The organism is Herminiimonas sp. KBW02, from assembly GCF_003852535.1.
GTDB lineage: Bacteria > Pseudomonadota > Gammaproteobacteria > Burkholderiales > Burkholderiaceae_D > Oxalicibacterium.
Map to the genome: position 1 here is coordinate 118,948 of NZ_QAJP01000010.1, position 25,851 is coordinate 144,798.

The window sequence follows — 25,851 nt, forward strand, 5'->3', positions numbered from 1 at the left end:
CAACTACCCCCGCAACGGCTTTTCGCCATATGCAAGACATTCCCACTAGCGGCAAATCCGGCGATGCCAAACCGCATCGATCGCTGATTGAACGCCTGACCGCACTGATCGCCCCAGAACCCGAAAGTCGCTCCGAGTTACTGACCATCTTGCACGACGCGCATGAGCGCAACCTGATCGATGCAGATGCCCTCGCAATGATAGAAGGCGTGTTTCAAGTGTCAGAATTGTCAGCCCGCGACATCATGGTGCCGCGCGCGCAGATGGATGTAGTCGATATCACCAAACCAATAGAAGAATGGCTGCCGATGGTACTGAGCACCGCCCACTCGCGCTTTCCGGCGGTGGACGGCGAGCGTGACAAGGTCGTCGGCATCCTGATGGCCAAGGATTTGCTGCGCTACTACGCAGAAGAATCCTTCGACATACGGCGCATGCTGCGCACCGCAGTGTTCATCCCCGAATCCAAACGCCTGAATGTCTTGCTGAGTGATTTTCGCGCCAAGCACAATCACATGGCGATCGTGGTCGACGAGTACGGCGGCGTCGCCGGCCTGATCACGATTGAAGACGTGCTGGAACAAATCGTCGGCGATATCGAAGACGAATACGACTTCGACGATGATGAAGACAATATATTGCCGATCAAGGCAGGCGAACATGGCCCGCGCTGGCGCGTCAAGGCACTGACAGAAATCGCACAATTCAACGAAGAGCTCGGCACATTCTTGTCCAACCCGGATGTCGACACCATAGGCGGCTACATCGCCGATCATCTGGCACGCATGCCGCATAAGGGTGAAGTACTGGACATCGATGGTTTGCGCTTTGAAATCCTGCGTGCCGATGCACGCCATATCCATGTCGTGCTGGTGGAGAAATTACCACCGGCCCCTAGCGAGGATGCTCTTGATAGCTAATCCGGCATCGCATCGCGCCCGCATTACGCCGCAGCGCCAACGCGTGTGGCGCAATTGACTACCTTCCGCTTTAGCCCGACCCAGGCCGCCATCGCCGCACTGTTTGCAGGTGCGTGCAATGTATTTGCCTTCGCCCCTTTCGGTTACTGGCCGATACAAATCCTGGCACTGGCGCTGCTGTTCCATTTGTTGCTGCAGGCAGCATCCGTCAAAGCAGGTGTACTGCTAGGCTGGCTGTATGGCTTCGGCTGGTCAGTCGTCTGCGTCTACTGGCTGTTCATCAGCATGCATCAGTACGGCGGCATGCCGGCTCCGCTCGCAGCCCTGGCAGTCGCCTTGCTGGCGCTCTTGCTCGGGGCCTTCCCGGCATTGGCAACCGGACTGGCGACGCGTTTCGGGCGTAATCGCCTGGTTCCTCCCTGGATCATGCTCTTGCTGGTATTGCCAGCGTTATGGATGTTTTCCGAATGGCTGCGCGGCTGGGTGTTTACCGGCTTTCCGTGGGCGATTTCCGGCTATGCACACACTGCCAGCCCGCTGACCGGTTACGCACCGCTGATAGGCGTATACGGACTGGGCTGGCTGGTCGCCGTGCTGGCCGCTTGCCTGGTAATGCTGCCGACCAAAAAAAGCGCAGGCGCTCTCTTTATCGCGATTCTGGCACTTGGTCTGGCTCTGAAATCCGTCAATTGGACCAGTCCTAACGGGCAACCTGTCTCTGTGCGACTGCTGCAAGGCAATGTGCCGCAAGAGATTAAATTCGATGCGGAACAGATCAACGCGACGCTGACCCTGTACGAAGATTTAATTCGCGCCGCCCCGGCCGACCTGATCGCTACTCCGGAAACCGCGCTGCCGCTGCTGGCGCACCAACTGCCAACCGATTACTTGCCGCGCCTGGCGGAATTCGCCACCGCCTCGAATAGCCACCTGGCGATAGGCATCCCCATCAGCGACGGCCCGCAACAGTATGCCAACAGCGTTATCGGCATCGCGCCGACACCTGCAAATGGCAGCACGCCCAAGCTGTATCGCTACGACAAACACCATCTGGTGCCCTTCGGTGAATTTATTCCGTTCGGCTTCCGCTGGTTTGTCGACATGATGAATATTCCGCTCGGCGACTTTAGCCGCGGCGATGCCTTGCAAAGGCCGTTTTCAGTCAAGGATCAATGGGTGTTGCCAAACATTTGCTACGAGGATTTGTTTGGCGAAGAAATTGCCGGCCAATTGCGCGCCAGTGATGCCGCCGGTAGCCCGGTAGCGACATTGCTGCTGAATGTTTCGAATATCGCCTGGTTCGGCGATTCCATCGCCTTGCCGCAACACTTGCAAATCTCGCAAATGCGCGCGCTGGAGACCGGTCGCCCGATGCTGCGCTCCACCAATACCGGCGCGACCGCCATCATTGCGCCCGACGGCAAAGTGCTGGCGCAGATGAAACCGTTTGAGCGCGGGGTACTGACCGCCTCCGTCCAGGGCTATCGTGGCATTACCCCGTATGTCACAGTCGGCAACGCTTTCATCGTCCTGCTGGCCCTGGCCCTGCTGCTGACGGCCTGGTATCTTGCGCGCAGAACCCCTAGTAGCCGCTAAAACCCGGTAAAATCTAGGGTTTTGGCAACTCTGCCCTCGCCCGCCCCGGGTGATGCAAAAATTCAAACAAAATGCTCACATTTCAACAAATTATTCTGACGCTCCAGAAGTACTGGGACGCCCAAGGCTGCGCACTGCTACAACCATACGATATGGAAGTCGGCGCCGGCACTTCTCACACCGCTACTTTCCTGCGGGCAATCGGGCCGGAACCATGGCGCGCTGCCTATGTGCAGCCTTCGCGCCGCCCGAAAGACGGTCGCTACGGTGAAAACCCGAACCGCCTGCAGCACTACTACCAATACCAGGTTGTATTGAAACCGGCACCGGACAATATTCTCGAACTCTACCTGGGCTCACTCGAAGCACTGGGCTTTGACCTGAAAGCCAACGATATCCGCTTTGTCGAAGACGACTGGGAAAATCCGACGCTGGGTGCCTGGGGACTGGGCTGGGAAGTCTGGCTGAACGGCATGGAAGTCACCCAATTCACTTACTTCCAGCAAGTCGGCGGCATCAACTGCAAACCGATTACAGGTGAAATCACTTACGGCCTGGAACGTCTCGCCATGTATTTGCAAGGCGTCGACAATGTGTACGACTTGCGCTGGACCGACAAGCTGTCCTACGGCGACGTCTACAAGCAAAATGAAATCGAGCAATCGACCTACAACTTCGAACACAGCGATGCCGACTTCCTGTTCACCGCTTTCGGTGCGCATGAAAAACAGGCACTCAACCTGATCGACAACAAACTGGCCTTGCCAGCGTATGAGCAAGTATTGAAAGCCGCACATACCTTCAACCTGCTGGATGCACGCGGCGCCATTTCGGTCACCGAACGCGCTGCTTATATCGGTCGCATCCGTAACCTCGCACGCAGCGTTGCGCGCAGTTACCTGGATAGCCGCGCACGCCTCGGCTTCCCTATGGCAAAACCAGAACATGCCGCCGAAGTGCTGGCCCAGATTGAGAAGGAAGCGGCATAAGTATGAGCACCCAAAATTTACTCCTCGAACTCTTCGTCGAAGAATTGCCGCCTAAGGTGCTGAAGAAAATCGGTGCCGCATTTGCAGAAACCCTGCAGACTTCGCTGCAAGCACAAGGCTTGTTGTCTGCCGATAGCGTACTGACCGCGTTTGCCTCGCCACGTCGTCTCGGCGTACACCTGACACAGGTGCTGGAACAAGCCGACGACAAGGCCGTCATGCAAAAACTGATGCCGGCCGCGGTCGGACTCGGCGCTGATGGCAAAGCCACACCGGCCTTGCTGAAAAAACTGGCGGCGCTCGGCGCGGATGAATCCGCAGTCGCTAGCCTGAAACGCGAATCGGATGGCAAAGCAGAGGTGCTGTATTTCAACAGCACCATCACCGGTGTCATGTTAAGCGATGGTTTGCAAAAAGCATTGGAAGAAACACTGAGCAAGCTGCCGATTCCAAAAGTCATGGCTTACCAATTGGCCGATGGCTGGGAAACCGTCAACTTCGTACGCCCGGCGCACGGTCTGGTCGCGATGTACGGCGCAGATGTACTGCCTATCTCGGTGCTGGGCTTGCGCGCTGGCTGCACGACGCATGGTCACCGCTTCGAGGCAGGTATCGATCCGGTCTACATACGCGATGCGGATACCTATGCGACGCAAATCGCGACCGAAGGTGCGGTCATCGCCAGCTTCGCAGAACGTCGTGCAGAAATCGTGCGTCAGCTCGCAGCAGCCGCTGCGGAAGCCGGCAGCAATCTGACGCCGATCGAAGATGAAGCCTTGCTGGATGAAGTCACCGGTCTGGTAGAACGTCCGAACGTATTGATAGGTCAGTTTGAAGAAGCCTTCCTCGAAGTACCGCAGGAATGCCTGATCCTGACCATGAAGGCGAATCAAAAGTACTTCCCGCTGCTCGATAGCAAAGGCAATCTGAGCAATAAATTCCTGATCGTCTCCAACATTCGTCCAGCCGACGCCAGCACCGTTATTGGTGGTAACGAACGCGTGGTACGTCCACGTCTGGCGGATGCGAAATTTTTCTTTGACCAGGATCGCAAGAAGACACTGGCGTCGCGTGTCGCTGGTCTGGATAAAGTCGTTTATCACAACAAGCTGGGCACCCAAGGCGAACGTATCGCCCGCGTGCGTGCCATCGCACAAGCAATCGCTGGCAAGCTCGGCGTCGATGCCCAGCAAGCCGATACCGCCGCGCAATTGGCCAAGGCGGACTTGCTGACCGATATGGTTGGTGAGTTCCCTGAACTGCAAGGCATCATGGGGCGCTACTATGCGCTGCATGACGGCTTGCCTGCAACCGTTGCCGACGCCATTGAAGACCACTACAAACCACGTTTTGCCGGGGATGAATTGCCGCGCAATCCGGTCGGCATCGTGGTCGCACTGGCAGATAAACTGGAAACCCTGGTGGGCCTGTTCAGCATCGGACAAGTGCCGACCGGCGATAAGGATCCGTTTGCGTTGCGTCGCCATGCACTCGGCATCATCCGCATGCTGATCGAAAGCAAGCTGGACATCGGCATCGACGACCTGATCGCCGCCGCGGAAAAACCATTCAATGGTTTGAGCGCAGAACATCGCAGCGCCTTGCTGACCTTTATTTTTGATCGTCTCGCGAATGCCTTGCGTGAACAGGGCTATAGCGCACAGGAAATCGATGCGGTACTGGCACTGCAACCACAGCGCCTGGCCGACGTCGCTGATCGTCTCGCTGCAGTACGCGCCTTTGCTGCCTTGCCGGAAGCGGCCAGCCTGGCAGCAGCGAACAAACGTGTAGGTAATATTCTCAAAAAGGTAGAAGGCACGGTCGCGGCGCAAGTCGATACCGCCTTGCTGAAAGAGCCTGCAGAGGTTGCACTCAACCAGACCCTGGCTAGCGTCAAACCGCAAGCTGAAGCTGCCTTTGCACGCGGTGACTATACTGCCTCGCTGCAGGCACTGGCCGCGCTGAAAAATCCGGTCGATGCCTTCTTCGATGGCGTGATGGTGAATGCAGAAGATGTCGCACTGCGTAATAATCGCCAGGGCTTGCTCGCAACCCTGCATCAGGCGATGAACCAGGTTGCGGATATTTCCAAACTGGCTGCCTGATTGAAACAACTTGCCCGCCCCGCTGAAGTGCCGCATCGTATCGGAGGCGCGGCATGCCAGCCACTTTGAAAGGTGATCCGATGAAACTGGTTATCCTCGATCGTGATGGTGTCATCAATCAGGACTCGGACACCTTTATCAAAACACCGGATGAATGGATACCCATCCCCGGTTCACTGGAAGCAATAGCACGCCTGAATCAGGCCGACTATCGTGTCGTGGTTGCCACCAACCAGGCGGGCATTGCACGCGGCATGTTCAATATCATGGCGCTGAATGCCATCCATCAGAAAATGCATTCGGCGGCACAATCGGTCGGCGCTGAAATCGATGCGGTGTTCTTTTGTCCGCATGCACAGGACGACAACTGCGATTGCCGCAAGCCGAAACCTGGCATGTTGCACACGATAGCCAAACGTTACGACGTCAGCCTGAAAGGCTTACCCCTCATCGGCGATTCCTTGCGCGATTTGCAGGCAGGCTTTGTTGTCGGTTGCGCACCTTATCTGGTGCTGACCGGCAAAGGCGAGAAAACCCGTGAAAAAGGTGGCTTGCCACCTGGCACTACCAATTATCCGAACCTCGCAGCCGTGGTCGATCACTTGCTGAAAGCGCCTGCGCTGAGTTACGCCGTTTAAATTATTGTTGTTATAAAAATCTGGAGACTTGATGTCACGCGCTATTTTGTTTTTGCGTTCCCTGTTGTTTGCACTGATCATGCTGGTCGCAACGCTGATCTGGGCCCCGGTCTGCTTCCTGGCTGCGCCCTTATCGTATAACCAGCGCTATTACATTACTTCGCGCTGGAATGTGTTCATCATCTGGCTGGCTAAAGTACTCTGCGGCATCCGCTACGAAATCAAGGGCATGGAAAACTTGCCGGATCAACCCGTCATTTTGCTGTCCAAACATCAATCCGCATGGGAAACGATTTTCCTGTTGTGCAATATGTCGCGCCCGCTGGTGTTCGTTTTCAAAAAAGAACTTCTTTACGTTCCTTTCTTCGGCTGGGCGCTCGGCTTGCTGCGCATGATTCCTATCGACCGCAATAACGGCAAGGATGCTTTTGCACAAGTTGTGGTGCAAGGACACAAACGCCTGGCCGACGGCCAATGGATCATCATGTTTCCGGAAGGCACCCGCATCCCGGTCGGCGAGCGTGGTCGCTACAAAGGAGGCGGAGCCCGTCTGGCAGTGGAAACCAATACGGTCGTCGTGCCTATCGCACTGAATCCGGGTCATTGCTGGCCGAAGAATTCTTTCATTAAAAAGCCTGGCCTAGTGACCGTTTCCATCGGCAAGCCTATGTCGCCGGAAGGATTAAGCGCGGTCGATTTAATGCAGCAAGTCGAAAATTGGATAGAATCTGAAATGCGGGTGATTTCGCCTGCCGACTACCCTGCTACCAATACGCAAAAAACTACATCCACACAATAACGGCCCGACTATCCTTGAAGCTGCTTCGTCAATCATCGCCGGATCCACAACAGCTCGCGCTGCAACTTGATTTCTTTTCGTCCGATTTTTCATCGCAGCCGAAAGTAGATCATCCTGCACCCGAGCATACGCCTGGGTCGCTATTGCCAAGCTTGCCGCTCTCGAATGGCGATGCGAGCGCGCCGATACCGCACGGCAAGCGCCGCGTACATGTCGGCGAGCACATCCTGGATTACACGCTGGTGCGTTCCAAGCGCCGTTCTATTGGTTTCATGATAGATGACGACGGCTTGCGTATCACTGCACCTAAATGGGTGACGCTGACCGAGATTGAAAATGCGATTTGCGAAAAGCAGCGCTGGATTTTTACCAAGCTGAATGAACGTCGCGAACATTCTGCGCGTCGTTTACAACCGCAAATGGAATGGCGCGATGGCGCTACCCTGCCCTACCTCGGCCAGGACATCACCTTGCGCATCCTCGGCACTCAGGCCGCCGGGATAGTCTATAACGCAGACACCAAAGAGCTGACCGTATGCCTGCCTGGTGCCGCAGCGGAACGACAATTGAAAGATCGCGTGCAAGGCTGGCTGCAACTGGAAGCCAAACGCGTTTTTGCCGAACGCCTGCCGGTCTACGCAGAAAAACTGAGCGTCAGCTATCAATCCTTTGCCTTGTCATCAGCGATGACGCAATGGGGATCGTGTACTGCAGATGGAAAGATACGCCTGAACTGGCGCTTGATACACTTCGCGTTACCACTGATCGATTACGTGATTGCACATGAGCTGTCGCACTTGCGCGAGATGAATCACAGCCCGCGTTTCTGGGCGACGGTGCAATCGGTATTCCCTGAGTTTGTCGCAGCGAAGAAAGCACTGCGCGACCACGCTCCCGAGACTTTGCCTATCTTTTGATAAGCTGGCTCAAGCGCTTGCTTGAGCCATATCGGCATCAGAATTTATCTGTGCTTTCCCATTCCTTGCGCTCTATCAGTTCGACTTTATAGCCGTCCGGATCTGCAACAAAGGCAATCACGGTACTACCACCCTTCACCGGACCTGCTTCGCGTGTCACGTTGCCGCCACCGGCCTTAACATCTGCGCAAGCCTTGTAAGCATCCGGCACCGCTATCGCGATATGACCGTAAGCGGTACCCATCTCGTATTCATGCTGGCCGTGGTTATAAGTCAGTTCCAGCTCCGCGTGCTCAGGATTGCTGCCGTAGCCGAGGTAAGCCAGCGTGTATTTGTACTCGGTGTTTTCCACCTGACGCAGCAATTTCATGCCGAGCAGTTTGGTGTAAAAATCGATAGAACGTTGCAGGTCGCCGACGCGCAACATAGTGTGCAGAATGCGCATGTAGTTCCTCTTGAGGTAATTAAATTGAGGTATCGATTTTATGCCGATATGACATTTCCTGCCGACGGCAGGGCTGGTTTACAGCTGATGCTACAGACGATTCGCCAGCGCCACGTATTGTTCCAGCGGAATGGTTTCCGGGCGTGCCTGCGGATCAACACCGGCTTCCAGCAAATCACTTTCCACAAACATCCCGGCCAGGCAATTGCGTATCACTTTGCGGCGTTGCGAGAACGCTTTCAAAACGACTTGCTCCAGTTTGGCCTGGTCGCAAGGCAATGGATTCGGCAAAGGAATCATGCGCACGATCGCGGAATCAACCCGCGGCGGCGGATCAAACGCAGTTGGCGGCACCACGAACATCAACTCCATGTGATAACGCCATTGCAGCATGACCGACAAACGGCCATAGGTTTTACTGCCAGGCTCCGCCACCATGCGCTCGACCACTTCCTTTTGCAACATGAAATGTTGGTCCTGCACATGCGGCGCCATTTCAGCCAGATGGAATAACAGGGGGCTGGAAATGTTGTACGGCAAATTGCCGACAACACGCAACTTGCTGCCAGCAGGTACCGGAATGCTGGCGAAATCAAACTGCAGTGCATCAGCCGAATGAATAATCAGGCGCTTCGGATCGAAGCTTTTCTTTAACCGTTCGACCAGATCACGATCCAGCTCGACCACATGCATTTGTTCCACGCCATCCAGCAACAGCCGTGTCATCGCCGCCAGTCCGGGACCAATTTCGACCATCGTGTCCTGTGGCTGCGGATCGATCACGCGAATGATGTTGTACAGCACGGTGTCATCAGTCAGGAAGTTCTGACCAAAGCGCTTGCGGGGAATATGTTTCATGAATTAAACGCTTCTGGCCAAAACGGAGTGGCCGGTTATTTCTATCAAACGTCTATAAGGACGAGCTACGCGTAGCAGCTGCCATTTGCGCCGCTATGCGCATGGCTTCCAGCATGCTGCCGTGATCGGCCTGCCCCAGTCCGGCAGCAGCCAGATCCAGTGCCGTACCGTGGTCTACCGAAGTACGTATCAGCGGCAAACCCAATGTGATATTTACACCCAGGCCAAAGCTGGCATATTTCAGCACGGGCAAACCCTGGTCGTGATACATCGCGAGCACGCAATCTGCATCTTCCAGGTACTTTTGCTGGAACAGTGTGTCGGCCGGATACGGGCCACGCACATCAAAACCACGCGCCTGCGCCGCCTGCAATACCGGCGTAATGACGTCTATCTCTTCGCGCCCAAGGTAACCACCTTCACCCGCATGCGGATTCAGTCCGGTCACCAGTATGCGCGGTTGGGCAATACCAAATTTGTTTTGCAAATCTGCGTGCAGGATATCGAGGATGCCGGTCAGGCTCTCGATGGTAATCGCTGCGGCCACATCTTTTAACGCCAGGTGCGTCGTTGCCAGTGCCACGCGTAAAGGCTGTGGCGTGGCATTCGTAGCCAGCATCATGACGACTTGCGGAGTAGATGTTTTCTCGGCCAGATACTCGGTATGGCCGGTGAAGGGCACACCAGCATCGTTAATGGTGCTCTTTTGCAACGGCGCGGTAACGATGGCATCAAACCAGCCTTGCTGCGCGCCGTCTATTGCAATATCCAGCGTTTGCAAGACGTAACGACCATTCTGCGCATCCAGCTTGCCGGGTACGACATGCGCGGCGAGCGGACAATCAATCACGACGATCTGATCACGCGGAAAATCCGGTATGCCGCTATTACGCACTGCCTGCAGCGAGAGTGCAGACAAGCGTATCGCAGGATTGATGGCGGCGGCCGTCATCGCCAGGAAGGCGGCGTCGCCTATCAGTATGCTTTTTACATCGGCACGCAATTCCCATGCAGCCCTGATCGAAATTTCAGGGCCTATCCCGGCAGGCTCGCCACTTGTAATGGCGATGGTTGGTCGCTTACTCACAAGCTACTCACGGCATGGAAACAGCGAAATTGACATTATTGTTGATCATCCAGACGATATTCAACATAGGCGCGATCACGCACCTGACGCAACCAGTCCTGCGTTGCTTCTTCAACTTTTTGTTCACGTATGGCCTGGCGTGCAATCATGCGTTGACGTTCTTGCGATACGTCGTCGCTCTTGCGCTCCGTCACCAGTATCAAATGATAACCAAACGGCGATTCTATCGGTTCGCTGACCTGGCCGATCGGCAAGGCATCCATTGCGCGTTCAAATTCAGGCACAGTATCGCCCGGATAAATCCAGCCCAGATCACCACCCTTGGCGGCGGAGAAGTCATTCGAATACAGTTTAGCCAATTCTTCAAAGGTCGCTGCCTTGTTATCCAGACGCTGTTTCAGTTCCAGCAGTTTGCGACGCGCCTCAGCCGCAGAAACAACCTGATTCACCTTGATCAGGATATGGCTGGCGTGTGTTTGCTTCACAGCCGCTACTGCCGGCGCTGCAGCAGCACCCGCGCCACCATCTTGGGCGCGCAATACGCTTTGTGTGCGACGACCCAGCAACTTCAGAATATGGAAACCATTGCCACTTTTCACTATCGGTGCGATCTGACCATCCTGCAGGTTGGCCGTTGCATCAACGAATAATTGCGGCAAGCGATCTGCGCTACGCCATCCCAGTTCACCACCGGTCAGGCCGTCAGTGCCATCGGAATAGGCGGTGGCCAGTTTGGTGAAATCAGCGCCAGCATTCAATTGCGCCACGACTTCATCAGCACGACGTTTGCTGTCTGCCAGTTGCTGTTGCGTTGCATTTTCCGGTACACGGATCAGGATCTGCGCAATATGCAATTCCTGCGGCGCGGTTGCGGCTGGCGCATTGTGTGCAGCCATATAAGCATCGATTTCAGCATCCGATACCTGAACACGGTTATCTACTTCACGTTCGCGCAGACGCTGGATCGCCATCTCGTCACGGATTTCATTGCGGAATTTCGCGTACACCAGGCCATCTTCTTCCAGGCGCTTACGGAACTCAGGCATGCTCAATTTGTTTTGCTCAGCAATACGACCCATCGCCCGATCCAGCATGGTGTCATCTATCTTGATGCCGGTTTCCTTCGCCTGCTGCAATTGCGCACGTTCGACGATCATACGTTCCAGCAATTGCCGTTGCAACTGGTCACGCGGTGGCAAATTGCCGCCCTGGCTTTGCAAGCGGGCCTCGATCATTTTGTAACGCTCGAGGAAATCGTAACGCGTGATAACTTCGTTGTTCACCACCACGATGATGGCATCGGCCAGACGCGGTTGCGCTGCTGCGGCGGCCTGTCCTTGCGCCTGCACACTGGCCATCACGCCGCAAGTCAAACCCAGCAAAGCCAACGCATGCTTCGCATGTTGAAACGATTTTTGAATAGTAAACATAGGACGGATATGACTCATGATTTAACTTAGTATTTCGCTTCTTAGTAACTGCTACGGTTGGGATTAGTTCCCAATTCCTGATATCCAGGAATGCTGGTACGCAAGGCTTGCAGTGGATCGGAACCCAACCTGGTCAAACCACTCAACTCAAGCTGGAAAAAGAGGGTCGATGTCGACTTGCCGGTTGCCGTCGGAATACGTTGTGCGACGACACGGAAAATCCAGCAATCAGCCTTGTATTCAAGCCCCATCAAGCCTTCGGACAAACCACGCGAAGGTGGTGCCGTCAACGGCGCGAAACCAGGACGATTCGCATAATCGTTCGGCAAGGAATAATTCAAACGTCCGACGCCATACCAACGGTCTGCTATCGGCCATTGTCCCGATACGTCAATCTGACGCAAGGCATTCGGTACGTCGACACGATAAGTCAGGTTCAACACTTTCTTCGGCTCAGGCCGCCAGCTCAAACCGGCATTACCACGGATAACCGAATTTTGATTCGCACTATATTGCACATTACCTTCGGTCCGCAGCGCATTGGAAATCTGCAAGGTGCCGGACGCCAGCCAGTCCGGTTTGCTTTTACCCGTAGTCGGCGTTGTCAGTGCGACACGTTGTTCATCAAAGTAGACCCTTTGAGCCAGCGCGACACGCAAACGTTCAGTCCCGCTTTCCTCGATGTAACGTGAGACCATCGCTGCGGTCAACTGGTTCGAATCGCTGATCCGGTCATTCCCGATAAAGCGGTTTTCACTGAAAATTTGCGCAAAACTCAAATCCGCAACCGCGCTGTCAAAGATAGGAAACTTGCTTTGATCGCGGTAAGGTGTTTTGACGTAGAACAACCGCGGTTCCAGGGTTTGCGTCATGGCCGAGCCAAAGAAGCTGGCTTCCCGCTCAAACACCAATCCGCTATCCAGCGAGAAAGTAGGCAAGGCACGGTTATATGTCGAGCTGACATTGGTATTCGGATCCTGCACGCTATAGGCCGCTGCATTCAGCGAAACCTTGGGCGTAATAAAGTAACTAGGACGTACGATCGGATACGAAATACTAGGATTCACGACATAACGTTCGCCGCGTACCATGGTCGGATGCCAGAAGCGAGTAGCTTCCAGATTCGCGGTCCAGTCGAAACCATTCACGTCCTGGCGCGCCGCACTCAAGGTGAATTGCGGCAAACGATCATACGGACGTGTAATCGGTGCAGCCGGATCTTGCAAGACCTGGTAATTCGACGCACGTGCGGTGGCGGTCCAGAAATTACCTGCATAGGTAAAGTTCAGATCGCGTAGCAACAAACGCTGGGTACTGATAGACAAATTCCGCGAAAAATCGCTGGGGTAGTTGTTATCCGACGCCGCGTTAATGTTCCAGTTCATCGTCGTCTCAGGACTGAACTTTTGTGCATGTACCGAAGCGATGGACCAGCGATTGGTCTTGGTCTGCGTATCGTTCGGCAGGAACTCGGCTTTGGTCTCACCCGCGTAGGTGCTGTCCATATAGCGCGCATCTGCACCCAGCATCATGCCGCGACGGGCGATATAGCGGGGCGTCAAGGTCAGATCGCGGTTCGGTGCGATATTGAAATAATACGGCACCGAAACTTCGAAACCACCGGTACTGGTCGTACCCTGGGTCGGCGCGAGGAAACCTGATTTACGCGCAGCAGACAAAGGGAAGGACATCGACAGTGCACCGATGATAGGTACACCCTTGAAGTAAATGACCGGCGCTTCGGCATTACCGACTTCACGTCCGGTATCCAGTTTCAGACTACTGGCCTTCAGGTACCAGTCCGGATTCGGACCTTCACAAGTACTGTAAGTACCGTCGGTAATCAGCGCGCGGTCATCGGATTCGAAATCTATACGCTCTGCCCTGCCCTGGCCATTGCTTTCCAGCATATGGTAGGTCGGATTCGTGACATAACCGACACCGGAATCCATCTTCAACCGCATCTTGTCGCCGGTATAACGGTCGCCAAAACGCGTCATACGTATGTTGCCGCTTAACTCGACTTCATCCTCTGCCGCCCAGTATGTCGCATGATCGGAATTGACCGTGGTTTCACCACGGATAATTTCCACATCCCGCTCCAGCACCAGCTCCCGATCCGGACGCCCGGTCATCTGCTCCGAGCTGATCCGCGTTGTTTCTTCCTCGCGATCTTCCGCCTTGGCAGGCTTGCCATTCGTTTGGGCGGTAGCCAGGGACGGCGCGGAAACCGCCGCTATCACTGCGACCACAGTTGTGAACAAACGTTGAGGACGGCGTAAAGGGAAAGGCCAGGTCATGAAAATATAGTTTTGAGTACCATCGCTGGCGATTTTTCGAATTTAATCCCTTATTATATGGGAACTCACCGCCCATCAACCGGATTACCTAGGCTTGCTTCATGTCTTTATATACAACACCCGCCTCCGCTGACGACCTGCGTCTGCCGGAACTGAACAAATGGCTCGCCTCCTTACCTGCCCCTGCCCTTAAACTGGACTCACTGCGCCCGGCTTCCTCCGATGCAAGTTTTCGCCGCTATTTCCGTATCGACGGGGCAGACGGCGCTACCTTTATCGTCATGGACGCCCCGCCGCCACAGGAAGATGTGCGGCCGTTTATCCATGTAGCCGGGGTTTTTGGCGAAACCGGCGTCTCGGTGCCCGCCATTCTGGCACAAGACATAGAACAAGGCTTCCTGCTGCTGAGTGACCTCGGTTCTACCACCTATTTGCAATTATTGACGCCAGACAATGCTCATAAGCTATACATCGATGCAATAGACGCGCTGGTCCACCTGCAAATCCATAGCAAACCAGCCGTTTTACCCGAATATGACCGCACCCTGCTGCTGCGCGAATTGATGCTGTTCCCGGAATGGTATGTCGGCAAGCATCTGGGCCTGAGCATGACCGAAAAGCAAACTGCGACGCTGAACCAGGTCTTTGAACTGCTGCTGGCGAATAACCTGGCGCAGGCACAAGTCTATGTGCACAGGGACTATCACTCGCGTAACCTGATGGTACTGTCGCAAGGTAATCCCGGCATCCTCGATTTCCAGGATGCGGTATTCGGCCCTATCACCTACGATCTGGCGTCACTGCTGCGTGATGCCTACATACAGTGGGATGAGGAAATCGTACTGGACTGGGCAATACGTTACTGGGAACGCGCCAAACGCGCCGGCCTGCCTGTTAATCCCGATATCGATGCCTTCTATCGCGATTTCGAATTCATGGGCTTGCAACGCCACCTCAAAATACTCGGTATTTTTGCCCGCCTGTATCACCGTGACGGCAAAGACGCCTACCTCAAAGACCTGCCGCTGGTGATGGAATACACACGCAAGGTTGCCTACCGTTACAAGGAGCTGGCGCCGTTGGTGAAATTGCTGGATGAGCTGGAAGACAAAGCGCCGCAAGTCGGCTATACCTTCTGAGTATCCTTCCGAATTCCAGGCATCAAGTACCCCCGGCCTGCCGCCACCCCCGGCGATGCAGGCTGCATTCAGAACCTATTAGCGAAATGCGAACACCATGAAAGCGATGATATTCGCAGCCGGGCGCGGCGAGAGAATGCGCCCCCTCACCGACACTTGCCCCAAACCATTGCTGACAGTACGCGGACGCCCGCTCATCGTCTGGCACATCCTGAACCTGGTGCGCGCCGGCATCACGGATATCGTGATCAACCATGCGCATCTGGGTAATCTGATAGAAGACACCCTCGGCAACGGTGAAAAGTTCGGTGCAAAAATCAGCTACTCGGCTGAAGAGACAGCACTGGAAACCGCAGGTGGCATTGCCAAAGCACGCCACCTGCTGGGCGACGAACCTTTCCTCGCCCTTGCAGCCGACATCTACTGCCCCCATTTCAATTTTGAACAAGTGAAAAACGTGCTCGAAGACAGCGATGTCTGGGGCAACCCCTACCCGCTTGATCAACGCGATGTAGCATGGCTGTATCTGGTAAAAAATCCGGCACATCATCCGCAAGGTGATTTCGCGCTGCACAGCTTTTCAGTTGCTAACGAAGGTGAGCCCAGGCTGACCTTCTCCGGCATAGGCGTGTATCGCCCGTCGATGTTTGACTCGATCACATCCGGCGAATCGGCCAAGCTGGTAACGCTGCTGCGAGAATACGCGACACGCGGCCAAATCGGTGGCGAACTGTATCGCGGCGACTGGACTGATGTCGGCACTGTAGAACGATTGGCAGAACTGAATGCACCTTTGACAGGACATTACAAATGAAACCCTATAGCGACAGACGCGCATCACTGATTGCACAAATGCAGGCCAGGGGCGGTGGCATTGCGATCATTCCGACTGCACCGGAAGTCATGCGCAATCGTGATGCCGACTATCCGTATCGCCATGACAGTTACTTTTATTATTTGTCTGGTTTCACTGAACCTGAAGCCGTCATCGTCCTGGTCGCTGGGGCAAAGAATCAGACGATATTGTTCTGTCGCGAAAAGAATATGGAACGCGAAATCTGGGATGGCTTCCGTTATGGCCCGGATGTCGCGCGCAGCACCTTTGGTTTCGATGCGGCCTATCCAATAGAAGCGCTGGACAGTGAACTGCCAAAGCTGATGGCGAATGCCCCGGCTCTGTTCTATGCACTCGGCAGCGACAACAAACTGGATACGCAAGTACAAGGCTGGCTGCAAAGCGTACGTGGACAAGCGCGCGCCGGTGTCACACCGCCAAACGCCGCCTACGACATTCATGTTCTGCTGGATGAAATGCGCCTGATCAAGGATGCAAACGAAATCGACATCATGCAACGTTCGGCCGATATCGCCGCCGCCGCGCATAGACGTGCGATGCGCATCGCGCGCCCTGGTTTGCGTGAATATCATCTGGAAGCAGAAATCCTGCATGAGTTCCGCAACAACGGCTCGCAATTCCCTGCATACGGCTCCATCGTCGCTACCGGTGCCAATGCATGTGTGCTGCATTACCGCGCCAGTGACGCAGAATTAAAAGATGGCGACCTGGTCTTAATAGATGCTGGTTGCGAACTCGATAGCTACGCATCCGACATCACACGTACTTTCCCGGCCAACGGAAAATTCTCCGGTCCGCAAAAAGAGTTATATGAAATCGTGCTGGCCTCGCAAGATGCTGCATTTGCAGAAACGCGTCCCGGAAAACGCTTCATGGATGGCCACGACGCAGCGGTTAAAGTGCTGGCACAAGGCATGCTCGATACCGGCCTGCTAGACCGCAACAAAGTCGGCTCACTCGATGATGTGATTGCCAGTCGTGCCTATAGCCAGTTCTACATGCATCGCACCGGCCATTGGCTAGGCATGGATGTACATGATGTAGGCGAGTACCGCGATGCCGCCCCCAATGGCGCAGACAAACCATGGCGCACCTTGCAGGCCGGCATGGTGCTCACCGTAGAGCCGGGTATTTATGTACGCCCTGCTGAAGGTGTGCCGGAAAAATACTGGAACATAGGCATACGGATAGAAGACGATGCGCTGGTCACCGCGAATGGCTCGCACATCCTGAGTGCCGCCGCACCAAAAACCGTGGCGGATATTGAAGCCCTGATGAAGCACTGATCCGATCTACATGCAGACTGATTTTGACATTGCCATTTGCGGTGCCGGTCCGGTCGGGCTGGCGCTTGCCGCATTGCTGGTCAGACATGGCAAGCAAGCCGACAGAATTGCACTGATAGATGCCAAAAGCTTGGAACAAAGCGCGCAAGATCCTCGTTCCATCGCACTGTCCTATGGCAGCCAGCAGTTGCTGGAAAAAATAGGTGCGTGGCCGCTTGCCGCTACTGCCATCCATCAGATTCACGTTTCACGACGTGCGCATTTTGGCCGCACTCTAATCGACAGAAGCGAGTACGCGTTACCTGCACTCGGACACGTCACACGGTATGGCGCCATCGTCTCCGCCCTGAACGCGCGCGTAGCAACAACAACCGTCAACATGATACGGCCGCAAACCGTCAGCAGCATCAGCGAAAGCGACGACATGGTTACACTCAACTTTGCCGAACATGCACCGCTGTCCGCACAACTGGTAGTACAAGCTGAAGGCGGCATCTACAACGAGCAAACAAAAAAAACCTTGCATCGCGATTACGAGCAAACGGCTATCGTTGCACATGTCAACGTCGATGCTGTGATCGCACATCGTGCCTATGAACGGTTCACCGATGAGGGCCCGCTCGCGCTATTGCCGCAGGAAGACGGTTATGCATTGGTATGGTGTGTACGACCGAAAACTGCCGAACATTTGCTGGCTTTGTCAGATCGCGCCTTCCTGCAAGAGCTGGGGGCTGCCTTCGGCACGCGCCTGGGAAATTTCACCGCCTGCAGCAAACGCAATGCATTCCCACTCGGCCTGAATGCAAAGCCGGATACGTCAGAGCGTCTGATCGCCATTGGAAATGCGGCCCAGACTTTACACCCGGTCGCAGGCCAGGGGCTGAACCTCGGCTTGCGCGACGCAACTGTATTGGCGCAATTGCTGGGCACACATGCAGTACCAGAAGCCTTGCAAAAATTTGCCGAAAAACGTCGCACTGACCGCAACACCACCATCCACCTGACGGATCTCATGGCCAGGGTTTTTGCCGACAACGCGCGCGGCATCGTATCGCAAACCCTGCTGGGTATTTCGCTAGGCGTAGTTGATGGATTCCAGCCGGCCAAGAAATTCCTGGCCGAGCAAATGATGTTCGGACGCCGCCCGTAAGCGCGCAAACATGATCGTGTCATCACTCTGCAATCCGGATGAACGACAATGAAGCGAAGGGCAAGTGACAGATGTTATCAAGTAGTACATATTACGACGCTATCGGCTCTGTACTGGGCATGTAATTTGCATTGTTGAAGTCATCATATTCCCTGACACACCCATCCAAAATGCGAGTCGAATTGCAAAAAGTGCGATCTCTCCTTAAAATGCTGGAAATGCGTCATATTTATGTGCTGTTGCTCCTTGTCTCTTTACCACTCCAATGGGTGTGGGCAAATTCGGTCGCTTGTCGCACCGAGGGACAGGCGTCTCCGACATATTCCAGCACCAGTGCCAAGCCGCAAATGGCACAGGCACTGCATAGACTCACCGCCGAACAAGTCGAATCATTGACACACGTCAAGCAAGATACTCAACTCCCCTCTTCCATTTTTATCGCCGAACCGTCCATCGAAAGCGAAATGGCACGCTGGGAATTCGAAGTAGAGGGCGAATTTGGCTCGGCAGCGCAAATGCTCGCACCGGACTGGGGCGATGCTGCTGACAACCTGTCCTGCCGTCCATCCAAGCATATTCAAAACTCTGCAGCGCAAGTCCCGGATCCGTACGAAGCGGATCTGCCTTTGCCCTTGTCCCTGGCATGTCTGGTACTGGGCGACACCCTGTTTGTCGCTGCCCAGCATCCACCTCTCCCGGCGCCGGTCTTCCGCGCTGACCGTCCGCCTACCCTGGCGGTCTAAACAATCCATCTTTCCGGGACGGCCTCTGGCCGTCCGCATGTCGTGCGGTATTTCGTCCGCGGCATGTACTCGTTTTAACTAAAATCATGAAACCTATCACACTACTTATTACGTCAGTGTGGCTGGCCGGGATGTGGTCGCCTGCGATCGCCGCCCAGCCGTACACACTGGATCAGTTATTGTCTCTTGCAATGCAAGGCAACAAAGGCGTGCAAGCTGCTGCTGCCGGCGTCGAAGCCGCGCGTGCAGGCGTCACCACTGCCGGTGCGTTCCCGAATCCCGAAGTCGAATACACCAGCGGTCGCGTCTCGGCGCGCGTACCTGGCGCTGCTACCGGCAATGGTCAGACTGTATCCATCACACAGCGTCTCGATTTGCCTAGCCAGCGCTTCCTGCGTCAGGAAGTTGCCCGCAAAACCGTCAGCGCAACCATCGCCGGACAAAATGTGTACTCAGCAGAACTGGTCGCCAAGGTCAAACTGGGTTACTACGAAACGTTACGGCGCCAGGCCGAATTCGAAGCAGCACAGGAAGATCTGGCACTGACCCAACAGCTGTATGAACGTGCACAAGTCAGGGTCGACGTCGGTGAAGCACCGCGCTACGAAGCAATCCGTGTCTCCACTGAACTGCTGAATGCGCAGAAAAATAGTCATAGTTCGCTGCTACGCGCCAACCAGGCCAAGTCCTCCTTGCGTCAGCACGTAGGCGACATCTTGCCGAGCACCTTTGCCATTACCGGTGCCATGGGCAATGTGCCGCATCTGGCGCCACTCAACAATCTGCGTCAGATCATGCTCGGCAGCAATCCGGAACTGGCGCAGTACCGCCTGGAACTGCAGCGTGCATCAACGGCCGTTGACTATCAACGCTCGCTGCGCTTGCCTACTGTTGCTTTAAAAGCAGTCTCGAACCGCGATCCCGAAGTACGTGACACTCAATTTGGCGTGGTCATGAGTATTCCGCTCTGGAATCAGAATCGCGGCCCTATCAATGAAGCCAGCGCTGGTGCCATGCGCGTGCGTTACCTGCTGGAAGCACGCGAATTCGAACTGACACAGCAACTGGATTCTGCTTACCAGCAATCGCAGATTGCGGCTTCACAGGTCGAAGCACTGGAGTCCGGCATCGTACGCCAGGCCGAAAGTGCTTTACGCATAGCGGAAGCTGCTTACCGTTACGGTGAGCGCGGCATCATCGATTATCTCGATGCACAGCGCGCCTTACGCACCGCACGCAACGACCTCATTGCCGCCCAATTTGATCTGCATGTAGCCGCCATCGAAATCGAGCGACTCTTAGCCAATTCTTCTACAGGTAATAAACCATGATGCCCCGTCTCTCTTCCAGTGCTGCACTGATCGCGCTCTGTCTTACTCTCGCTGCTTGCGGTGACAAAAGCAAACCTCAAAGCGAGGAACCGGCGCAGAAAGTTGACCCCAATGTCGTCATCGCCCCAGATGCATTGCGCGAACGCGTCAAGATCGGCACCGTCGGTCTCGCACCGTTCAGTGATGTACTGCGCGTTCCCGGCCTGATAGATTTCGATCGTCAACGCGTGGCACGCATCGGTGCGCCGGTCACAGGCCGACTCACTGACATCACCGTCAACCTCGGACAAAGCGTCAAGCCAGGCGACGTACTCGCGCGTTTGCACAGCACCGAACTCGGTAGCGCGCAACTCGCTTACCTGAAAGCTCGGGCACAAGCTGAACTGCAACAAAACAATCAGGCACGTGCACGTCAACTGTTCGCGGCTGACGTCATCGGTAAAGCCGAATTGCAAAGACGTGAAAACGAATTTGCAGTTGCTGCAGCTGAAGCACGTGCTGCAGCTGAACAACTCAAGGTACTCGGCATGTCATCCGCCGCCATCACACGCATGGCAGAGAGCGGCGACATCAGTTCGTTTGCACCTGTCACATCCACCATGCAAGGCTCGGTAGTTGAGCAGAAAGTCTCCCCAGGCCAGGTGGTACAGCCAGCTGACGCCCTCTTCACGGTCGCTGACTTGTCGCATGTCTGGGCCATCGCAGAAGTACCGGAGCAACAAGCGGACATGGTTGCAGTCGGCCAGACCGTAGACATCGAAGTACCCGCACTCGGCAATCTCAAAATTTCCGGCAAGCTGATTTACGTCGGACAGATCGTCGATCCGGCGACCCGTACAGTGCAAGTACGTACCGCTATCGACAACAAGGACGGCCGTCTGAAACCAGCGATGCTGGCGACCATGCTGATTGCCAGCCGCCCGACCGAGCAACTGGTCATTCCAGCGGCTGCAGTCGTACGCTTCGAGAACGAAAATCTGGTCTATGTTGAAACCCAGCCTGGCCACTTCCGTGCGACCAAAATTAAGATCGGACAGTCCAACAACGGCACACTGGTCGTGGCGTCAGGACTGAAAGCGGGTGATCGCATTGCCATAGATGGCGCGTTCCACCTCAACAATCAGCGTACCGGTATCGCACAGGAGTAATGTCATGTTAGAGAAGATAGTTCGCTCCGCCCTGGCGCAGCGACTGATCATTGTCGTCCTGGCAGCCATCGCCCTGGTAATCGGGCTGGATGCCATGCGCAAGTTATCAGTCGACGCCTTCCCTGACGTCACCAACGTCCAGGTACAGATCGCCACCGACGCAACCGGCCGCTCCCCTGAAGAAGTGGAACGCTTCGTCACTGTGCCGATTGAAATTGCCATGACCGGTTTGCCCGGCATGGAAGAAATGCGCTCCCTCAACAAACCTGGCCTCTCGCTGATCACACTGGTGTTTACAGATGCCACTGACGTGTACTTCGCACGGCAATTGGTGATGGAACGTTTGATCGAAATCGGCGCCCGTATGCCTACCGGCGTCACACCCGTACTGGGACCGGTCTCCACCGGTCTGGGTGAGGTATATCAATACACGCTCGACAAACCGGATGACGGTGATCGTGAGTTGACGCAAAAGGAATTGACCGAAAGACGTATCGTGCAAGACTGGATGGTACGACCATTGCTGCGCTCGATTCCGCAAGTAGCAGAAATCAACTCGCAAGGTGGTTACGTCAAGCAGTACCAGGTACTGGTCAATCCTGATCGGATGAGCCACTACGGCATCTCGCTCAAGCAAGTGTATGAAGGTCTGGCACGCAACAATGCCAATTCGGGCGGCGGCATCTTGCCGCACTATGCGGAACAGTACCTGATCCGTGGTGTCGGCCTGATCGAAAATCTGGAAGATATACGCAACATCGTCCTGAGCGAATCCAACGGCACACCTGTCTACATACGTGACGTCGCACAAGTCACCCTGGGTCACGACGTACGGTATGGCGCACTGGTCAAAAACGGTGTGACTGAATCGGTCGGCGGTATCGTCATGATGATGCGCGGCGGTAACGCCAAGGAAGTCGTATCTCGCATCAAGGATCGCGTAGCAGAGATCAACAAGGCAGGCATGTTGCCGGATGGTTTGCAGATCGTGCCTTACTACGATCGTAGTGAACTGGTGGATGCGGCGTTGTGGACCGTCGCCAAGGTCTTGCTGGAAGGTGTGGCACTGGTGGTTATCATCCTGCTGGTATTCCTCGGCGATATACGATCGTCGGTGATCGTGGTCGCCACGCTGATACTGACGCCGCTACTCACCTTCTTTGTCATGAACCAGTTCGGCATCTCAGCCAACCTGATGTCACTGGGCGGTCTGGCGGTGGCGATCGGGCTCATGGTGGATGGCTCAGTGGTGGTGGTGGAAAACGCCTTCGGACATTTGGGCCGACCCAATAAGTACGGCAAGCGCAAGGTTCACATCATCCTGAAAGCTGTTACCGAAGTAGCCACCCCCGTGGTGTTCGGTATCGGCATCATCATCCTGGTGTTCCTGCCGCTGATGACACTGCAAGGCATGGAAGGAAAAATGTTTGCGCCGCTCGCTTTCACCATAGCGATTGCGCTGGCTATTTCCTTGCTGTTGTCGCTGACCCTGACTCCGGTATTGTCTTCGTACATGCTCAAGGGCGGTGCAGAGCATGACACGCGCCTGGTCGGCTTCCTGAAAAAGCATTACCTGCGCATGCTCGACTGGGTATTGGCCAATGCCAAGAAAACCGTGCTGCTTTCAGTGCTGGCCTTCGTCGCTGCAGTCGGTATGTTGCCGCTGCTCGGTACCGCCTTCATTCCGGAAATGAAGGAAGGTTCGCTGGTTCCGGGTATCAACCGCGTGCCGAATATTTCGCTGGAAGAATCCATCGCACTGGAGAAACAAGCGATGGGTATCATCATGACTGTGCCTGGCGTGAAATCTGCCATTTCGGGTGTAGGTCGCGGTGAAAGTCCGGCCGATCCGCAAGCGCAAAATGAATCGACGCCGATTGTCAGCCTGAAACCGCAAGATGAATGGCCAGATGGCTGGACCCAGGACACGATCGCCAGCGAAATCAAAAAGCGCCTGGAAGTTATTCCTAGTGCTCAGATCATCATGGCGCAACCGATCTCGGATCGCGTGGATGAAATGGTCACGGGCGTACGTTCCGACGTTGCGGTCAAAGTATTCGGTGAAGACCTGGATCGTCTGCTGGAGAAAGCTCACCAAATTGCAAAAGTGGCGGAATCTGTCACAGGTGCGCGCGACATCCGCGTCGATCGCGTCAGTGGTCAGCAATACCTGTCGATCAATATTGATCGACAAGCGATTGCGCGTTATGGCCTGAACGTCTCCGACGTACATGATGTGATCGAAGTTGCCATCGCAGGCAAAACCGCGACCGACATCTACGAAGGTGAGCGGCGCTTCTCGGCAGCCGTCCGCTTGCCGCAGAGCTTCCGTGGCGATGTACAGGCGATCAAGCAAATCATGTTGACCACACCTAATGGTGCACGCGTACCCCTGGATAGTCTGGCCAAGATAGAAGTCCGGGATGGTCCGGCGCAGGTCAGCCGCGAAGGTGGTAAGCGTCGTGTAGTGGTGGCAATCAATGTGGCAGATCGCGACTTGGGTGGCTTCGTAGCAGAATTGCAGCAAGTCGTGCAAAGCAAGATTCAGTTGCCATCTGGCTACTATCTCGAATGGGGTGGTCAGTTCCAGAACATGGAACGCGCACTGGGTCACCTCGCAGTCATCGTACCGGCGACTGTAGCGGCGATTTTCTTCCTGCTATTCCTGTTGTTTAAATCGGTACGTTACGCAACGCTCATCATTACCGTACTGCCATTCGCATCGATAGGCGGCATCATCGGCCTTTTCGTTACCGGCGAATATCTGTCGGTACCGGCATCGGTGGGCTTCATCGCCTTGTGGGGTATCGCGGTACTCAACGGGGTGGTGATGGTTTCCTATATCAGGAAACTACGCACCGAAGGCCTGAGCATTGCCGAAGCGGTGGTACAGGGTGCGACCATGCGTTTCCGTCCGGTCATGATGACGGCAACGGTAGCGATGCTGGGCCTGGTGCCATTCCTGTTCGCGACCGGGCCTGGTTCGGAAGTACAGCGTCCGCTAGCAGTGGTGGTGATCGGCGGCCTGATCACCTGTACCGCACTGACCTTGCTGGTACTGCCTACCCTCTATCGCTGGTTCGATGAAGAGGAAGGCGAAGCCTGATTGGCAATCCTGGCAGGTGTCGCCTGACATGGTGACACCTGTCATTCCATACTGAACACAGGAGTCAGATTATGAAAGAAATCAAAGCCATCATCCGTCCGGTACGCCTGGACGATGTGCGTGAAGCATTGGGACAGGTAACAGGTTTTCCTGGCATGACCATCACGCAAGTAGAGGGCTGCAGCTCACCTGCACGCCATCAGCCGCAAAGCCACAAAGAAGAACTGCTCGACTATTCGCCCAAGGTCCGTATCGATATCGTGATTGATGACCAGTACGCACTCGCCGTATACGAAACCATCAAAAGTGCGGCCTCTACCAAACATATCGGCGACGGCATCTTGTGGATGAATACGATAGAACAATTCGACTACATCTGGCAGCCGCAAGCCTGAGCAGAAAACTGAAAACAAAAAAGCCCGCATATGCGGGCTTTTTTATTGCAGTCTTCACTGCGATCAGCCTGAGCTGATCAGGCAGGAAAGAGGATAGTCAGATCAGGCGCCTACTTCAGCACGCTGGAATTCTGCCCAGTTCACCGACGGCGCCTTCTTCGCACCGCCATCTGTCATGGTTTCAAAGCAACGCGCTTTGGTAGTCTGAATAGCATCGATCAGGAAGTCCGCATCGTAGACCTTCAGCAAATGCGATTGATGCGAGTGCATGTAATCCTTGATGCGATCTCTTTCGCAGGACATACGCTGCAAGGTGTGGAATGTTTCGTCATCCCAGTGCCAGCTCAGGCCGAGCTCATAGAAAGCTGCATTGTAAGCAGCAAGATGGCATTTAACAGCATCACCAATCGGGCATTGTTCGAGTACTGAATTGATCATTGCACTTCTCCTTCTGTATGTGCACGTCACTGCGGGACCTAGTCTGCCGACCTTTTTGCAGACTTCGAACGTATCGTAAGCGCTAAAAATGATTAGGTATAGTTAAAGTATTTAATAACAATCATTACTTAATACTTATGGTTTTGAACATGAAAATCCGGCTTTCCGGGCTTTC

22 protein-coding genes are annotated in these 25,851 nt (G+C 54.9%); 16 read left to right on the plus strand and 6 right to left on the minus strand.

Translation table 11 applies throughout. The features are described from left to right. The first annotated feature begins 29 nt into the window (after positions 1-29). The 7 genes from DBR37_RS16400 to DBR37_RS16430 all read left to right on the plus strand — a co-directional run bounded on the left by DBR37_RS16400 (position 30) and on the right by DBR37_RS16430 (position 7,964). Positions 30-920, plus strand: coding sequence for an HlyC/CorC family transporter (locus DBR37_RS16400; protein ID WP_124575551.1), 891 nt, complete (start codon positions 30-32; stop codon positions 918-920). 45 nt (positions 921-965) lie between these two features. After that, positions 966-2,516 carry an apolipoprotein N-acyltransferase gene (gene lnt / locus DBR37_RS16405; protein ID WP_124575552.1) on the plus strand — a complete coding sequence of 517 codons (1,551 nt, stop codon included), beginning with the start codon at positions 966-968 and terminating at the stop codon, positions 2,514-2,516. A 71-nt stretch (positions 2,517-2,587) separates the two neighbouring features. Further along, the gene (gene glyQ / locus DBR37_RS16410) at positions 2,588-3,505 is read left to right on the plus strand and encodes a glycine--tRNA ligase subunit alpha (protein ID WP_124575553.1); all 918 of its coding nucleotides are present in this window, start codon (positions 2,588-2,590) and stop codon (positions 3,503-3,505) included. Positions 3,506-3,507: 2 nt separating this feature from the next. Further along, on the plus strand, positions 3,508-5,610 hold the full coding sequence (glyS, locus tag DBR37_RS16415) for a glycine--tRNA ligase subunit beta (RefSeq protein ID WP_124575554.1): 2,103 nt from the start codon (positions 3,508-3,510) through the stop codon (positions 5,608-5,610). 80 nt (positions 5,611-5,690) lie between these two features. Continuing rightward, positions 5,691-6,248 (plus strand): D-glycero-beta-D-manno-heptose 1,7-bisphosphate 7-phosphatase, encoded by a 558-nt coding sequence (gene gmhB / locus DBR37_RS16420; protein WP_124575595.1) that lies wholly within the window; start codon positions 5,691-5,693, stop codon positions 6,246-6,248. A 31-nt stretch (positions 6,249-6,279) separates the two neighbouring features. Then, positions 6,280-7,047 carry a 1-acyl-sn-glycerol-3-phosphate acyltransferase gene (locus DBR37_RS16425; RefSeq protein ID WP_124575555.1) on the plus strand — a complete coding sequence of 256 codons (768 nt, stop codon included), beginning with the start codon at positions 6,280-6,282 and terminating at the stop codon, positions 7,045-7,047. A 14-nt stretch (positions 7,048-7,061) separates the two neighbouring features. After that, positions 7,062-7,964 carry a M48 family metallopeptidase gene (locus DBR37_RS16430; protein ID WP_124575556.1) on the plus strand — a complete coding sequence of 301 codons (903 nt, stop codon included), beginning with the start codon at positions 7,062-7,064 and terminating at the stop codon, positions 7,962-7,964. A 37-nt stretch (positions 7,965-8,001) separates the two neighbouring features. Here DBR37_RS16430 and gloA read toward each other — a convergent pair whose 3' ends face one another. The 5 genes from gloA to DBR37_RS16455 all read right to left on the minus strand — a co-directional run bounded on the left by gloA (position 8,002) and on the right by DBR37_RS16455 (position 14,084). Further along, the gene (gloA, locus tag DBR37_RS16435) at positions 8,002-8,409 is read right to left on the minus strand and encodes a lactoylglutathione lyase (RefSeq protein ID WP_124575557.1); all 408 of its coding nucleotides are present in this window, start codon (positions 8,407-8,409) and stop codon (positions 8,002-8,004) included. 90 nt (positions 8,410-8,499) lie between these two features. Then, the gene (gene rsmA, locus DBR37_RS16440; RefSeq protein WP_124575558.1) at positions 8,500-9,267 is read right to left on the minus strand and encodes a 16S rRNA (adenine(1518)-N(6)/adenine(1519)-N(6))-dimethyltransferase RsmA; all 768 of its coding nucleotides are present in this window, start codon (positions 9,265-9,267) and stop codon (positions 8,500-8,502) included. A gap of 52 nt (positions 9,268-9,319) precedes the next feature. Beyond that, complete coding sequence (gene pdxA / locus DBR37_RS16445; protein ID WP_124575559.1) at positions 9,320-10,354, minus strand: 4-hydroxythreonine-4-phosphate dehydrogenase PdxA; 1,035 nt, start codon at positions 10,352-10,354, stop codon at positions 9,320-9,322. A 35-nt stretch (positions 10,355-10,389) separates the two neighbouring features. Next, complete coding sequence (locus tag DBR37_RS16450) at positions 10,390-11,802, minus strand: peptidylprolyl isomerase (protein ID WP_124575560.1); 1,413 nt, start codon at positions 11,800-11,802, stop codon at positions 10,390-10,392. Positions 11,803-11,825: 23 nt separating this feature from the next. After that, complete coding sequence (locus DBR37_RS16455; RefSeq protein WP_124575561.1) at positions 11,826-14,084, minus strand: LPS-assembly protein LptD; 2,259 nt, start codon at positions 14,082-14,084, stop codon at positions 11,826-11,828. A 101-nt stretch (positions 14,085-14,185) separates the two neighbouring features. Here DBR37_RS16455 and DBR37_RS16460 point away from each other — a divergent pair, with 101 nt between their 5' ends. The 9 genes from DBR37_RS16460 (at position 14,186) to DBR37_RS16500 (ending at position 25,238) form a co-directional block, all read left to right on the plus strand. Continuing rightward, a complete protein-coding gene (locus DBR37_RS16460; RefSeq protein WP_124575562.1) occupies positions 14,186-15,223 on the plus strand; it encodes an aminoglycoside phosphotransferase family protein in 1,038 nt (345 codons plus the stop codon). Positions 15,224-15,320: 97 nt separating this feature from the next. Further along, positions 15,321-16,037 carry an N-acetylmuramate alpha-1-phosphate uridylyltransferase MurU gene (murU, locus tag DBR37_RS16465; protein WP_124575563.1) on the plus strand — a complete coding sequence of 239 codons (717 nt, stop codon included), beginning with the start codon at positions 15,321-15,323 and terminating at the stop codon, positions 16,035-16,037. Further along, positions 16,034-17,365, plus strand: a complete 1,332-nt coding sequence (locus DBR37_RS16470; RefSeq protein ID WP_124575564.1) for an aminopeptidase P N-terminal domain-containing protein — start codon at positions 16,034-16,036, stop codon at positions 17,363-17,365. The genes murU and DBR37_RS16470 overlap by 4 nt, the downstream gene beginning before the upstream one ends. A gap of 10 nt (positions 17,366-17,375) precedes the next feature. After that, positions 17,376-18,515 carry a UbiH/UbiF/VisC/COQ6 family ubiquinone biosynthesis hydroxylase gene (locus tag DBR37_RS16475; RefSeq protein WP_124575565.1) on the plus strand — a complete coding sequence of 380 codons (1,140 nt, stop codon included), beginning with the start codon at positions 17,376-17,378 and terminating at the stop codon, positions 18,513-18,515. Positions 18,516-18,862: 347 nt separating this feature from the next. Beyond that, complete coding sequence (locus DBR37_RS16480) at positions 18,863-19,258, plus strand: hypothetical protein (protein ID WP_124575566.1); 396 nt, start codon at positions 18,863-18,865, stop codon at positions 19,256-19,258. 86 nt (positions 19,259-19,344) lie between these two features. Further along, complete coding sequence (locus DBR37_RS16485; protein ID WP_124575567.1) at positions 19,345-20,589, plus strand: TolC family protein; 1,245 nt, start codon at positions 19,345-19,347, stop codon at positions 20,587-20,589. Continuing rightward, positions 20,586-21,737, plus strand: a complete 1,152-nt coding sequence (locus DBR37_RS16490) for an efflux RND transporter periplasmic adaptor subunit (RefSeq protein WP_124575568.1) — start codon at positions 20,586-20,588, stop codon at positions 21,735-21,737. Before DBR37_RS16485 ends, DBR37_RS16490 begins: the two co-directional genes overlap by 4 nt. Positions 21,738-21,741: 4 nt before the next feature. After that, complete coding sequence (locus DBR37_RS16495; protein WP_124575569.1) at positions 21,742-24,843, plus strand: efflux RND transporter permease subunit; 3,102 nt, start codon at positions 21,742-21,744, stop codon at positions 24,841-24,843. A 71-nt stretch (positions 24,844-24,914) separates the two neighbouring features. Continuing rightward, positions 24,915-25,238 (plus strand): P-II family nitrogen regulator, encoded by a 324-nt coding sequence (locus DBR37_RS16500; protein ID WP_124575570.1) that lies wholly within the window; start codon positions 24,915-24,917, stop codon positions 25,236-25,238. Positions 25,239-25,340: 102 nt separating this feature from the next. Here the strand turns inward: DBR37_RS16500 and DBR37_RS16505 are convergent, their stop codons facing one another. Next, on the minus strand, positions 25,341-25,676 hold the full coding sequence (locus tag DBR37_RS16505) for a hypothetical protein (RefSeq protein WP_124575571.1): 336 nt from the start codon (positions 25,674-25,676) through the stop codon (positions 25,341-25,343). Positions 25,677-25,851 lie beyond the last annotated feature (175 nt).